General features: G+C 70.8%; 13 protein-coding genes. 3 read left to right on the top strand and 10 right to left on the bottom strand.

Annotated elements, in window-relative coordinates; translation table 11 throughout:
- The 6 genes from ACQP1O_RS14645 to ACQP1O_RS14620 form a co-directional block, all read right to left on the bottom strand.
- The gene (locus tag ACQP1O_RS14645; protein ID WP_433566341.1) at window positions 1–825 is read right to left on the bottom strand and encodes a hypothetical protein; all 825 of its coding nucleotides are present in this window, start codon (window positions 823–825) and stop codon (window positions 1–3) included.
- 53 nt (window positions 826–878) lie between these two features.
- A complete protein-coding gene (locus ACQP1O_RS14640; protein ID WP_433566340.1) occupies window positions 879–1,160 on the bottom strand; it encodes a hypothetical protein in 282 nt (93 codons plus the stop codon).
- Window positions 1,160–1,450, bottom strand: coding sequence for a hypothetical protein (locus ACQP1O_RS14635; RefSeq protein ID WP_213556317.1), 291 nt, complete (start codon window positions 1,448–1,450; stop codon window positions 1,160–1,162). Before ACQP1O_RS14635 ends, ACQP1O_RS14640 begins: the two co-directional genes overlap by 1 nt.
- 178 nt (window positions 1,451–1,628) lie before the next feature.
- Complete coding sequence (locus tag ACQP1O_RS14630) at window positions 1,629–2,282, bottom strand: hypothetical protein (RefSeq protein WP_433566339.1); 654 nt, start codon at window positions 2,280–2,282, stop codon at window positions 1,629–1,631.
- On the bottom strand, window positions 2,279–3,154 hold the full coding sequence (locus ACQP1O_RS14625; protein WP_433566338.1) for a MinD/ParA family ATP-binding protein: 876 nt from the start codon (window positions 3,152–3,154) through the stop codon (window positions 2,279–2,281). Before ACQP1O_RS14625 ends, ACQP1O_RS14630 begins: the two co-directional genes overlap by 4 nt.
- 16 nt (window positions 3,155–3,170) lie before the next feature.
- Complete coding sequence (locus ACQP1O_RS14620; RefSeq protein WP_433566337.1) at window positions 3,171–3,851, bottom strand: hypothetical protein; 681 nt, start codon at window positions 3,849–3,851, stop codon at window positions 3,171–3,173.
- A 302-nt stretch (window positions 3,852–4,153) separates the two neighbouring features.
- Between ACQP1O_RS14620 and ACQP1O_RS14615 the strand changes: the two genes are divergently transcribed.
- Window positions 4,154–4,915, top strand: a complete 762-nt coding sequence (locus tag ACQP1O_RS14615; RefSeq protein ID WP_354837256.1) for a 3-hydroxyacyl-CoA dehydrogenase — start codon at window positions 4,154–4,156, stop codon at window positions 4,913–4,915.
- 32 nt (window positions 4,916–4,947) lie between these two features.
- Here the strand turns inward: ACQP1O_RS14615 and ACQP1O_RS14610 are convergent, their stop codons facing one another.
- Both ACQP1O_RS14610 and ACQP1O_RS14605 read right to left on the bottom strand, forming a co-directional pair.
- Window positions 4,948–5,481: a hypothetical protein gene (locus ACQP1O_RS14610; RefSeq protein WP_433566336.1), complete on the bottom strand. Its 534-nt coding sequence runs from the start codon at window positions 5,479–5,481 to the stop codon at window positions 4,948–4,950.
- Window positions 5,481–6,278, bottom strand: coding sequence for an ArsR/SmtB family transcription factor (locus ACQP1O_RS14605; RefSeq protein ID WP_433566335.1), 798 nt, complete (start codon window positions 6,276–6,278; stop codon window positions 5,481–5,483). Before ACQP1O_RS14605 ends, ACQP1O_RS14610 begins: the two co-directional genes overlap by 1 nt.
- 213 nt (window positions 6,279–6,491) lie before the next feature.
- Here ACQP1O_RS14605 and ACQP1O_RS14600 point away from each other — a divergent pair, with 213 nt between their 5' ends.
- Both ACQP1O_RS14600 and ACQP1O_RS14595 read left to right on the top strand, forming a co-directional pair.
- Window positions 6,492–7,526: an alpha/beta hydrolase gene (locus tag ACQP1O_RS14600; RefSeq protein ID WP_433566334.1), complete on the top strand. Its 1,035-nt coding sequence runs from the start codon at window positions 6,492–6,494 to the stop codon at window positions 7,524–7,526.
- A gap of 41 nt (window positions 7,527–7,567) precedes the next feature.
- On the top strand, window positions 7,568–8,389 hold the full coding sequence (locus ACQP1O_RS14595; RefSeq protein ID WP_433566333.1) for an SDR family oxidoreductase: 822 nt from the start codon (window positions 7,568–7,570) through the stop codon (window positions 8,387–8,389).
- Window positions 8,390–8,571: 182 nt separating this feature from the next.
- Here the strand turns inward: ACQP1O_RS14595 and ACQP1O_RS14590 are convergent, their stop codons facing one another.
- Together ACQP1O_RS14590 and ACQP1O_RS14585 are read right to left on the bottom strand one after the other, a co-directional pair.
- Window positions 8,572–9,936: a lipase family protein gene (locus ACQP1O_RS14590; RefSeq protein ID WP_433566332.1), complete on the bottom strand. Its 1,365-nt coding sequence runs from the start codon at window positions 9,934–9,936 to the stop codon at window positions 8,572–8,574.
- A 23-nt stretch (window positions 9,937–9,959) separates the two neighbouring features.
- Complete coding sequence (locus ACQP1O_RS14585; RefSeq protein WP_433566331.1) at window positions 9,960–11,996, bottom strand: LuxR C-terminal-related transcriptional regulator; 2,037 nt, start codon at window positions 11,994–11,996, stop codon at window positions 9,960–9,962.
- Between the last annotated feature and the right edge of the window lie 3 nt (window positions 11,997–11,999).

The raw sequence follows: 11,999 nt of genomic DNA, 5'->3' as shown, positions 1-11,999 counted from the left end.
TCACCATCGGGTCCACCCCGCAAGCGAATCGACGTATTCGGTTTGCGCGGTCTTGGAAGTCGAAGGTTTGAGCCGCCAGTCGCCGGCGTCCCAGACCATGATCAGGCGCACCGCCGCCCACAGCTGCCGGTTGTCGACCACCGGCCCGCGTGCGGCCAGCCGCACGATGGCCATGTCGTCGGCGTAGTTCTCGATCTGGAAGCCGTCGGGGGCCACCAGATAGCGAGTCACCTTCTCGGGCTGCTGTTTCGGCAGCCGTTGATCGGCCAGCGCCTGGTCGTAGGCGGTGAGCTGTTCGGCGGCCACCCGCACCTGCCGGACGTAGAGCTCCCGGTCGGCCGGGCGGGCATTGAGCCGGTAGGTGATCTGGGCCGCGGCCAGCGCCGCGCCCTGCGGGGTGTGCGAATAGCCGATGGCCAGGCCGTTTTCCAGGCGCGCCGGACCGTCGGAGGTGGAAAAGGGTACGGACGCGCCGTAGACCCGCTGCCAGCCGTGGGGATCGGTGGTCCCCCGCGGGGCGGCGGTGAGCCAGTCGGTGTCGGCGGCCTTGCGCTGCTTGGACGGATCCTGCGGCAGCGGCTGGCCGGCCGTGTTGTTGGGGACGTCGACGCGGCGACCGAACAGATCCACCTCGGGCGAGGCGAATCCGGTGGCGCCGGAGTCGGAGGCCGCCGGGACGGTCCCGTCGGGCTTGGCGCTCGGCTTGCTGTCGCCGTGCCCGAAGTAGACCACCAGGCCGGCGATCAGGATGACCGCGACCAGGGCGGCCGAGGCGATGACGCCGAACGAGACGCGGTCACGCTCGGGCGACTCCTTCTCGCTCATCGCTTGGCCTCCGAAGTGTGTGTGCCAGTGGACAATTCAGCTGCCCGTGCCCGTCAGGTCGGCAGCAGGGCCAGCGCGATCCCGCTGGCCGAGGTCGCCATGATCGCGCCCAGCAGGCTCATCACCACCCCGTGCGTCGCGTCGTTGGCGGCCAGATCGTCGCGGAAGGCATACCAGAGCCGGCCCGCGGCCAGGATCATCCAGGCCAGGCAGAACAGCAGCACACACCACAGCAGCCAGTCGATGAGCTGCATGATCGGCCGGATCACATCCGACGGCATCTGCTTGTAGGCCAGCACGGCGTCCATCGCTGGCGCAACCAGCGCGGCGGGCATTAGGTGATCACTGCGTTCATGATCGTGCCCGCGCTCGTGGCGACGATTCCTCCGATCATGGCCCCTGCCACCATCTTCGGCGACTCCAAACCGCCTCCTGTCCACTTCTCCCAGGCGAACCGGCCACCGGCGTAGGTGATGCCCAGGATTCCCGACAACAGAACGAACCAGGTGAAATACCGAACCAGTTTCAGCAATTTGTCCGACGCGGGCGGTGCCTCGGGGGTCGGATTCCCGACCTGGGCGAGGATCTGGCCGTACGCGTCGTGTACGGCGAGGAGCATGCTCATTGTCTGTCCTTATCCAAAAGCGAACTGCTAGTAACAATCTCGCCGATGCACGGCCCGGCCGTCCAGCCGGCGACGACAACTCCTTCTACTGACTGCCCTGCCACCTTCCCTGGGGACCGGGCAGGTCCCCGCAACCGGGAATTTCTTCCCGCACAACACAATCCGTCGGCGTCCATGATCACTCCCCCCGGTCCGGGAACTCGGGGCGGGGGGCGTCGAGCGCGTCCTGCACGGCGGCCACGATGCCGGCGCCGAGCTCCCGCACGTCGGACGTAATCTCTTCCAGCGGATCGGATTTGCGCTTGCGCTGCTGCGGCACCGGGTCGCCGGGCGACCACACCGGCAGCTGATCGGCCTCGACCAGGGTCCACTCCTCGTGCCACGGCAGCTGCCACACCTGGCCCGCCAGCGAACCCACCACATCGCGGTAGCGGCGGATCTCGGCGGGCAGCCGGCCCGGCCGCGCGGCCACGGTGATCAGGCCCAGCACCTCACACGGACCGGCCAGCCCGGCGTGATGCTGGCGCAGCAGATCGTGGGCGCGGGTGAGCCCGGCGATGGTCTCGCGCGCCACCAGCACCACGAACGGGGACTCCCGGTCGAACACGCCCGGCCAGCGCCGATACGAATCCGCAACCGGCGCAAGCACATGCGAGAGCGTCGTCGCGCCCGCGCCCCCGTGCACGCCGAGCAGCCACACCAGGGGCGCTCGGCCATCGCCGGGTACGGGTCGGTCCCAGATCGGTGCGCGGCGGGATTCCGGCGGCGGCACCACACCGGCCGCCAGAGCGGCCTCGGAGGCGGATCGGCGTTCCTTCATGGCTGCGGTCATGATGCCACTCCAGCAAGCAGGCGGCGATACGCGCGGCGTGTCTCGGCGGCCAGGTTGCTGTGCCGCACCAACTCTCCGCGCGCGAGGTGTGCGTCATAGGGTATCTCGACGATCTCGCGGACCCAGCCGTCCAGATGCTCCCGCAAATGCTCAGCGACCCGAGAATCACTGCCCGGCAACTGATGTGACACGACAATGGTGGTGTCGCCGACAATGCCGTCGCCCTGACCCTCACCCTGCCCGCCGAACTGATCGTCGAGCCACTCGAGCGTCACCCGCAAGCGGTTGGCCGCATCCACGCGCGCCGGAATCGACAGCACCAGCGCGATATCGGCGTCCTCGAGCAGCGGGCGCAGATGCCGGCTCACGATCGGATTGCCGCCGTCGTAAACGGGGGTGTACCCGGTCTCGCCGAGCGCGCGGGCGACGGTCAGATAAGTGGCGCGCCGGCGCAGCGGGGCGGGATCGCGCCACAGCAGGCCGATGCCGGAGGTGGCGCGGGAGAGACATTCCTTGAGTGGCGCGGCCTCGTCGTCGCCGCGGCCGTAGAGCCAGGCCTGCAGACTGATGGGGCTCAGGTGCTCGTCAGCGCCCCGCAATGCGAGATCACTGCCCGCGAAAGTGCCGTCCACAGCGACGGTTTGGGCGCCGGTGGCGCTCATTTCCCCCGCGATGCCGAGCGTTGTCGTGGTGGTGCCCGCGCCGCCGCAACCACCCACCACCAGAATCGGGCGCGGCGCGGGACCGGCCTCGCCGGAGTCGCCGCGGCGCTTGCGCAAGCGCATCACCGGAGCCTTGGAACGCGCGGCACGGCCCGTCGATTCGCCCTCTTCGGGCTTCTCGTCGAGCCAGCGGCTCCAGTCCTGATCCATTGTCTCCGCTCTCCTCTTATCCGGCCGGAATGCCCGCGGCGGGTCCATGGTCGCCGATGATCGCGGGGGCCGTCATTTCGTTGTACGCCGCCACGACGGCGATCGGGCCGGAACGGGGTCCCGCCTCGGGTGTGCCGATGGATTGCGCAGTGCCGCCGTGGGAATTCAGCACATATAGAGCAACTCCACCGGCAATGGCTAGCAAAACAATGGCAACGATCAGGAACGTGACGGCGAAAAACCGCCGCCCCGTAATGCGCTCGACCGGCGCGGCCGCGCGGTCGGCGACCGCGTCCAGCAGCTGCGAGGCTCTGTCCAACGCTCCCGGGGCGCGCTCGCCGGTCGATGCCGCACCGGCTTCGCCACTCCCCGTGGGGAATTCGACGACCGTGCTGCCGCGGTAGCGCAGCGGCGGTGCGTAGGAGGCGCTCTCGCCGGGCTCGATCATCCAGTCCGACCAGGCCCCGTCGAAGTGGTTGCGCCGCAGCACCGATTCGGGCACCGGCGGAATCTCGAGCTCGGGTTCGTCGTGGATGTAGTCCGGGTAGCGGGCCGGGCCCTGCTCGTCGGCGAACGCCGAGTCGGCGTCGGGCCGTTCGGGGGCCGGGGCCTGTGCGTCGAGTTCCAGGGCGGGGTACCAGCGCGATACTTTTTTGTACGACTTCAACATTCCCGCTGGGGGCACGTCGCTCGGCATCGTCTGACCCTCTCGGCGTCGGTCGTGGCTGACGGTGTGTTGTCGTCGGTGATCGTCGGTACTGTGCAGCCCGCCGTCGTCGCGTCGCCACGGGCGTCGCGCACGAAACGGTCCCGGTCGGAAATTCTCTCGCATGAACAGGATTCCAACGACTCGACGCGCCGGACGACACTCCGTTCAATCCGCGCGCGCGTGCGAGTAGCAGGGTTCGCGACATCGTGTGAACGCCACGCCGACGGGGCGGTCTTCCCTGTGGACGGAGCAGAATCTACATTAACAAGACCAAGAATTTTGGAGGTTTTGTGAAGACAGCAGACATTGCCGCGGTTGTGACCGGTGGCGCGTCGGGACTCGGACTGGCCACCGTGCGGGAACTGCACGCGGCCGGCGCGAAGGTCGTTATCCTCGATCTTCCCTCGTCCGACGGCAAGGCCATCGCCGAGGAACTCGGTGAGCGCGTGGTGTTCTCGCCCGGTGACGTGACCAGCGAAGCGGATGTGACCGCCGCGCTGGACGCCGCCCAGGAGCTCGGCACGCTGCGAATCGCGGTGAACTGCGCGGGAATCGGCAATGCCATCAAGACGGTCGGCAAGCAGGGTGCGTTCCCGCTGGAGTCCTTCTCCAAGATCATCAACGTTAACCTGATCGGAACGTTCAACGTCATCCGCCTCGCCGCCGAGCGCATCTCGGCGGTCGAGGAGGCCGACGGCGAGCGCGGCGTCATCGTCAACACCGCGTCGGTCGCCGCCTACGACGGCCAGATCGGCCAGGCCGCGTACTCCGCCTCCAAGGGCGGCATCGTGGGCCTGACCCTGCCGGTCGCCCGCGACCTGGCCTCGTACAAGATCCGCGTGATGACCATCGCGCCGGGCCTGTTCCACACCCCGCTGTTCGCGACCCTGCCGCAGCAGGCCATCGACGCCCTCGGCGCGCAGGTGCCGCACCCGTCGCGCCTGGGCGACCCGGCCGAGTACGCGGCGCTGGTCCGCCACATCGTGGAGAACCCGATGCTCAACGGTGAGGTCATCCGCCTCGACGGCGCGATCCGCATGGCCCCGCGGTAGTCAGCAGGGCCACGCGGTGATCACCGCGGCGATCACCTGGTGACGGCACCGGCGCGGGCGCTCGCCCGCCCGGTGCCGTCGCCGTTTCCGCGCAGCGCGAGCAGCTGCCGGGTATGGCCGGGGATTTCGACATCGATCAGGCCGATGAACAGATTCCGCAGGGGCATGGCCTGATCCAGCAGCAGTGCGCCCGCGGAGAGCAGGCGGGTCGGAACCGGGCTGTCCAGTTCCGCGTCGCTGAGCGCGGGCCCGCCGAAACCGCACAGCATCTCGGCCTGGCGGCACAGGCGTTCACGCAGGCCGGGGAAGCCGCCCGCGAGATCGACGACGCGGTCGATGGTCCAGGTGTCGAGGGCGAGGCGATTGTCGTAGGTGGCGTGCTCCCCCGCCGCCACCGCCGACGCGGCGGCCATGGTGGCGGCGGTGACGAGGGAGACGTGGGCCAGGATCCGCTCGGCGTTCCACTCACCCGGTGGAGGCGGCAGCGGCGGGCCCGAATCCGCCACGGCGGCAGCGGCTTCCAGCAGGGTGTCATAGACCTCGCGCAGCGCGGTGGCGTCGAACATCAGGCGTGGGCCTGCGACATTTCCCAGGGCGCCTGCGGCAGCACGGCGCCGGTCTCCAGCAGCGACTTGAGGTTGGCCAGCACGGCGGGCCAGCCGCTCGAAATGCCCTGTAGCATTTCCTGATTCGGCAGGTTCTCATGGGTGACGGTGAGCCGGACGATGTCCTGGTGGGACTCGATGAGGAAGGTCACCACCGACGGTGAGCGGTCCGCCCCGATCGAATCCTCGAAGGTGAGGACGAGGCGGCGGGGCTCGTCGACCTCGAGGACCTTGCCGACGACATCGATCTTGTCCGAGCCGTCGACGCGGCGGTGCTCCCATTCCGAACCGGGCTGCCAGTCGGACACATTCGCGTGTCCCCAGTACTGCGCGGTCAGGTCGGCGTCGGTGAGGGCCTTCCACACCTGCTCGGCGCTGGCGTGGATGTAGGTGACGTAGACGTAGTTCGGCACGGTGGCGGTGGCGGTCATGGCGTACTCCTCTGCCTGGTTTTTGACGGCGCGCAGGACATCCAGCCGGGGGCGATCGAAGACGGAGATCCAGCGCTGTTCGATGTCGTGAATCGGGGTCGGATTGATGTAGTGCACCCGTTCGCGACCGCGCCGCAGCACGGTGACGAGGCCGGCCCGCTCCAGGATGTCGAGGTGCTGGGTCACCGACTGGCGGGCCATCTCGACCCGCTGGCACAGCTCGCGCAGGGTCTGGCCATTGTTCTCCCGCAGCCGGTCCAGTAGCAGGCGGCGGGTGGAGTCGGCCAGGGCCTTGAAGACCGCGTCCACCTCGGGTTCGGGTTGCACGGGAAAATTATGCAGGTATTTACCTGCATAAGTCAACGCCCTACCGGAGCGCCCATTCGAGCCCGCCGCCCGGCACCCCCTCTCACGTGGGAATTTCGTTCTCGGACATGACAATCCGCGCATTCGCCGTCAAGATGTTCAACGGCCCTCGGCCAGAACTGACATCGTTGTCTCAGCAGCGCCCGGTGTTTCGCGGCGCGGACAGGAGCGCCCGTGGCGACGCCGCAGACCTCGGACCCCGTCTCATCGGTGATCGTGGAGACGATCCGGCCGGCGCGCATCGGGACCAGGCTCGTCCATCCGGTGCTGCGCACCACCGTGCAGCAGTTCCTGCGCGCCGGAGCCTGGGTCGCCGACCTGGGCCCGCGCCCCGCGCACCTGGTGTTCCGGATGACGCGGCTGTCCGAGCAGCCCGCCCGGGTGCTCGGCACCCCGCGCGGCACCCGCCGCGAACCGGTGCGGTTCGAGCACTGCGACGCCGAATGGCTGTGGAGCGCACCGGTTCCCGATCCGCGGGTGGACCGCGACGCCGCGATCCTGTACCTGCACGGCGGCGCGTTCATCGCGGGCGGGCTCAACAGCTACCGCCGCCACACCGCCCGCCTGGCCGCGCTGAGCGAGCTGCCGGTGCTGACCGTCGACTATCGGCAGCTGCCCGACGCCCACCCCAACGAGAGCCTCGACGACGCGCTCACCGCCTACCGGCACCTGCTGGCCGAGGGGTTCCCGCCCGAGAAGATCGTCGTCGCGGGCGATTCCGCGGGCGGCGGACTGGCGCTGCGGCTGGCGCTGACACTGCGAGAGCTGGGTCTGCCGCTGCCGGTCGCACTGTCGGTGACCTCGCCCTGGGCGGATTTCGACTCCGCCGCCCGCCTCGCGCATCCCAATGCCCGCTACGACGCGGTGCTGCCCGCGGTCGGCCCGGACATGGTGGTACGCCGCGGTATCGCCGTGAACGGCGAGCTGGATCCGAGCTGGTCGGTGGTGAACCACGATTTCACCGGTCTGCCACCGATTCTGCTGCAGGTCGGATCCCGTGAGATGCTGCTCGCCGACGCGCTGGCGGTGGCGAAACGCGCCGAGGCGGCGGGTGTCCCGCTGCGCCTGCAGGTGCGGCCGAGCGCCCCGCACACCCTCATTCACCTGGGTGCGGACCTGCTCGCGGACGGCCGTGACGCCGCCCGTGACGCGGCCGATTTCCACCGTGCGATGATCGATACCGGTCGCCTCGGCCGCAGCGCCGCCTGATCCGCACCGGCGGTCCCGACCCTCCGATCCGAGAGGCTCCGATGTCCCAGCCCGCCAATGGTTCCCAGCCCGCTTCCCGGCCCGCGATCCTGGTCACCGGGGCGGCCGCCGGTATCGGCCGCGCCATCGCCGCGCGGTTCGCCCGGGAGGGCTGGACCGTCGGCCTGTACGACATCGACGCCGACGCGGTCGCCCGCACCGCCGCCGAGATCGGCGGGCGGACGGTGACGGGTGCCTTCGATGTGACCGACCCGGCAGGCTGGGATCGGGCCCTGAAGGACTTCGACGACGCGGCCGGGCGGCTGGACCTGCTGGTCAACAATGCGGGCATTCTCGTCTCCGGCCCCTTCGGCGAGATCCCGGTGGAACGCCAGCATCGTCTCGTGGACGTGAACATCAAGGGCGTCCTCAACGGCTGCCACGCCGCCCTCCCCTATCTGCGCCGCACCTCCGGCAGCCGGGTCATCAACCTGGCCTCGGCCTCGGCGCTCTACGGCCAGCCCGGCCTGGCGACCTACGGCGCGACCAAGGCCGCGGTGCGCAGCCTGACCGAGGCCCTCGACCTCGAATGGCGGCACTACGGCATCACGGTCAGCGACCTGCTGCCCCTGTTCGTCGCGACCGACATGATGACCGAGGTGAGCCGCGGCTCGAAATCCGCGACCACGCTGGGCGTCCACCTCACCCCCGACGATGTCGCGGAAGCGGTGTGGCACACCGCTTCCGGACGCCGCCCGCTGTCGGGCCCGCACGTCCTGGTCGGCCTGCAGACCAAACTCACCGCGCTCGCCACTCGTCTGTCCCCGCCTTTCGTGAGCCGGGCGGTGGTGGGCTGGATCAGCAAGGCCGATTCGTTGCGGTAGTGCCTCGCGGCGGTAGCGCGCCTCGGAGCGCGGCCAGGTCACCCACGATGAAGATGACCAGTCCGACAGTCATGGTCACCGCGCCGGCCAGGCCGAGCGGCGCGGTGCGGGCCGTGTCGGCGAACTCGTCTCCGACGCCGGTGAGCCGGTTGATGGTGTCCTCGGCGGCGATGAGCCAGCCATCACGTGACCGGCAGTGCGTGCGCGATGTCCGCCTCCGGCGTGCCCGGCTGCGCAGCGGTCCGCGCGGGTGGTGCGGCGCGCATCGGCCGGGCCGCCACCGCCCTCGCCAGGATCGACGCCAGGCCCAGGTAGCCGCGGAGCGCGGAGAGCGAAAGTGCCAGGGAGACTACGGTTTGCGTGGTTCCGGCCGGGAGCGGGCGACCGGCGAATCGATCGGCGAGCCAGTTCTCGCACAGGGGCGCGGCCAGCAGTCCCAGGCTGGCGTGACCGCCCAGCACATCGCGCAGATAGCGGACCGAGGCGCCCTCGGCCCGGTAGCGATCGACGAGCCGATCCACATTGCCGCACGGAATGACCAGATCGTGCACGCCCTGCACCGCGAGCACCGGGAACCGCGGCGCTCGGGCACCCGGTTCGGCATCGGCCAGGACGGCCCGCACCTGCGGCAGGGTCCGCAGCGTGGCCAGGGCCGAACCGTCGCGATCCTGGATCCGGGACCGGCCGCTGCGCAGCAGGAGTGGAATGGTGGCGCTGGTTTCGGCGCGGTCGAGCAGGTCGAGGGACGCGGCGTCGAGATGCTCGCGCAGGGTGCGGTCCAGCGCCGGGTAGGTGCGGCGCAGTCCGGCCAGGCACAGGGTGGCCAGCCCGCCGAAGGCCGAGCCGTTGAGCCGGAAGAAGGTCGATTCGAGGTTCCCCACCGGCGAACCCAGCACCGCGGCAAGGATATTCAGCTCCGGGGCATAGCTCGCCGCGAGCTCGGAGGCCCACACCGTGGCCAGGCCGCCGCCCGAGTAGCCCCACAGCGCCACCGGCGAATCAGCGGGCCGCGCCAGGAAATTCAGGGTGGCGCGCAGGCCGTCCAGGGTGCGGTGGCCGGGTTCGCGCGGGGCCCCGAACCGGCCCGCGGTCCCGGTGTGGTCGGGCACCGACACCACCCAGCCCCGAGTCAGGGCATGCTCGACGAGCAGCAGCTCGAGCTGCGGGACCGAGCCCAGTGCCCGCGCGCCGTGACGGAACGCGTATGACGGCAGGCACTTCGAGGCGACGGCGTCGATCGCGCACTGAAAGGAGACGAGCGGCCGGTCGGCGGCCGGGTCCGCGCCGGACGGCAGCAGCACCGTGGTGACCGCCGCCTCGGCATGGCCGTGCAGGTCGGTGCTCCGGTACAGCAGCTGGGTGGCCGTGACGCGCTGCGGAATGCGGCCCAGCAGTGCGAGTTCCACCGGACGCGAACCCAGGACGGCCCCGGGCGCGACCCGGTCGAGTCCGCGCGGACGCCGGTAGAACGGGTCGTCCCCGGGCAGCAGCGGTTGCGGATGGTCGTCCCGCGGCGGCTGCGGCGCCCCGGTTGGATACGCGATCATGCCAATCCCCTTTCGGCCGACGGTTATCCGGTAGCGGTCCGCGCGCTCGTCTCGGTCCGGGACGCCAGCGCGAACCGCAGTTCGCTGCGGCGGGCGACCGCGAGTTTGCGGTACACCCGGGTCAGGTGCTGCTCCACCGTACTGGTTGTGATGTTCAGGGCCTCGGCGATATCGCGATTGCGCTGACCGAGCGCGGCCAGTTCGGCCACCCGCCGTTCGGCCGGGCTCAAGGCGTCGAAACCGGTGCCGACCAGGGTTTCTCGCGCGGCCGGCACCGGGTCGACCTGCAGGCGGGTCAGGAGCGGTTCGGCCCCGCAGATCTCGGCGAGCCGCGCCGCCTCCCGCAGCGGGGGCCGGGCCCGGTCCGACTCCCCCAGCGCCCGGTAGGCGTTCCCGAGATCGGCCAGCACCGTGGCCAATTCGAGTTCGTCGCCACCCGAGCGGGCCAGCGCCGCCGAACGGCGCAGCAGCGTCACCCGCCGCAGCGGATCGCTGGTCGCGGCGAGCAGGCGCAACGACACCCCGCCGGTGTGGTGCTGCTCGGCCCCGCCGATCAGGTCGAGGTGCCGGGTGACCAGATTCCGCACCTGCCGCTGCTGCCCGGACACCAGGCCGGCCGCGGCCAGGTCATTGCGCCACGGCGCCAGCCAGGCGAAGTCCATGTCCCACTCGTCCATCAGCCGCCCGCACCGGCGGAAGTGCCGCAGCGCCTCCTCGGGCCGGCCGGTGGCCAGGCAGTGCTCGCCGCAGGCGCGCAGATAGCCCAGCGCGAAACGGGATTCGAACATGGCCCGCGGCATCGGCCGCTCCAGCTGTGCGGCGGCCTCGGCGTGCCTGCCCTGTGCGGTGAGCGCGCGCACCAGCACCGCGACCGCCCGGCCCAGCCACACCCCGAGCTGCTCGGCGGGCAGCAGATTGAGTGCCGCCAGGGCGTGCCCGGCCGCCTCGACCGGATTTCCCTTGCGCAGCAACGTCTCCGCGCGCGCCGAGGCGAACAGCGCCTGCCAGGTCGGAGCACGGCGCGCGGTGGCCTCGGCCAGCAGGGCGGTGCACCAGGCGTCGGCGGCGTCGAGGCGATCGGTGTGCAGCAGGCAGTCGACCGCCGCCACCAGCACCTCGACGGTGGCGGGGGTCAGCCGGTGGTGTGCCAGGATGCGCTGGGCCGCAGCGGCGGTCTCGGCGGGTGAGCGCTGCTCCCACAGTCCCGCCAGCAGCACGGCAGCCTGCCGGTGGGGTGAGTCACGGTCCGGGGACGATGATTCCGGGCCGGAGCGGGCGTGGGCCAGCCACGGATGCCGTTGCGCCTGCACCGGATGCGTGTAGCGCAACCACGCCCCGACGAATTCGAGCCGATCCGCCGCCGCCGAGCCCACGCTGCGACGCAGCTGGACCAGCGCGTGATCGGCGTGCAGGACATGACCGTGCCACAGCATCTGCAATACCGTCGTGGGCAGCTCCGGGTACGGCACCCGCCCGGTGCGCAGGGCCGCCTTGAGCCGGCCGAAATTGCGGGTGCGGCACGACGGGTTGATCCGCCACTCCACCGCCACCAGCCGGGTCGCGATGGCGGCCCGCTCGTCGGCGCGTCTGCTGGCCCGATAGGCCAGCTCCAGATAGGTTCCGGCGCTGTCCAATTCATCGGCGTCGAAGGCGCGGTCGGCGACCTCCAGGAGTACCTGCGCCGCCCACGAGCCACGGGCGTCGCCCGCCTCGACCAGGTGCCGGGCCACCGTCGCCGCGGGCAGGCCCTCCCGGAACAGCAGTTCGGCCGCCCCGGTGTGCAGGGCGCGCCGATCCTCGTCGGGCAGGTCCCGCAGCACCGGGGCCGCCAGCTCCGGGTGCGGGCGGCACTCCCCCACGATCAGCCCGGCCGCCGCCAATTCCGTGACCACCGCACGGGTCTCGTCGAGTTCCGTGTCCAGTAGCGCCGCCACCCGGCCCACCCCGGCGGCGGGCCCCAGCACCGCCACCGCGCGCGCGACCCGCAGCCGCTCCGCGTCCGCCGCGCTCACCTGGGTGGCGACCGCCCAGCTCGTCCTGGCGCCGGCCCCCACCGGCATATC

It is taken from the genome of Nocardia sp. CA-151230 (genome assembly GCF_050942175.1).
Taxonomy (GTDB): Bacteria; Actinomycetota; Actinomycetes; order Mycobacteriales; family Mycobacteriaceae; genus Nocardia.
The sequence above is the reverse complement of the archived record's forward strand: the minus strand, read 5'-3'. Positions and strand labels throughout refer to the sequence as shown.

What these genes read in the sequence shown, in the direction of transcription:
- ACQP1O_RS14645 (WP_433566341.1), bottom strand. Translation starts at nt 825, where the DNA reads ATGAGCGAGAAGGAGTCGCCCGAGCGTGACCGCGTCTCGTTCGGCGTC.
- ACQP1O_RS14640 (WP_433566340.1), bottom strand. Translation starts at nt 1,160, where the DNA reads ATGCCCGCCGCGCTGGTTGCGCCAGCGATGGACGCCGTGCTGGCCTAC.
- ACQP1O_RS14635 (WP_213556317.1), bottom strand. Translation starts at nt 1,450, where the DNA reads ATGAGCATGCTCCTCGCCGTACACGACGCGTACGGCCAGATCCTCGCC.
- ACQP1O_RS14630 (WP_433566339.1), bottom strand. Translation starts at nt 2,282, where the DNA reads ATGACCGCAGCCATGAAGGAACGCCGATCCGCCTCCGAGGCCGCTCTG.
- ACQP1O_RS14625 (WP_433566338.1), bottom strand. Translation starts at nt 3,154, where the DNA reads ATGGATCAGGACTGGAGCCGCTGGCTCGACGAGAAGCCCGAAGAGGGC.
- ACQP1O_RS14620 (WP_433566337.1), bottom strand. Translation starts at nt 3,851, where the DNA reads ATGCCGAGCGACGTGCCCCCAGCGGGAATGTTGAAGTCGTACAAAAAA.
- ACQP1O_RS14610 (WP_433566336.1), bottom strand. Translation starts at nt 5,481, where the DNA reads ATGTTCGACGCCACCGCGCTGCGCGAGGTCTATGACACCCTGCTGGAA.
- ACQP1O_RS14595 (WP_433566333.1), top strand. Translation starts at nt 7,568, where the DNA reads ATGTCCCAGCCCGCCAATGGTTCCCAGCCCGCTTCCCGGCCCGCGATC.
- ACQP1O_RS14590 (WP_433566332.1), bottom strand. Translation starts at nt 9,936, where the DNA reads ATGATCGCGTATCCAACCGGGGCGCCGCAGCCGCCGCGGGACGACCAT.
- ACQP1O_RS14585 (WP_433566331.1), bottom strand. Translation starts at nt 11,996, where the DNA reads ATGCCGGTGGGGGCCGGCGCCAGGACGAGCTGGGCGGTCGCCACCCAG.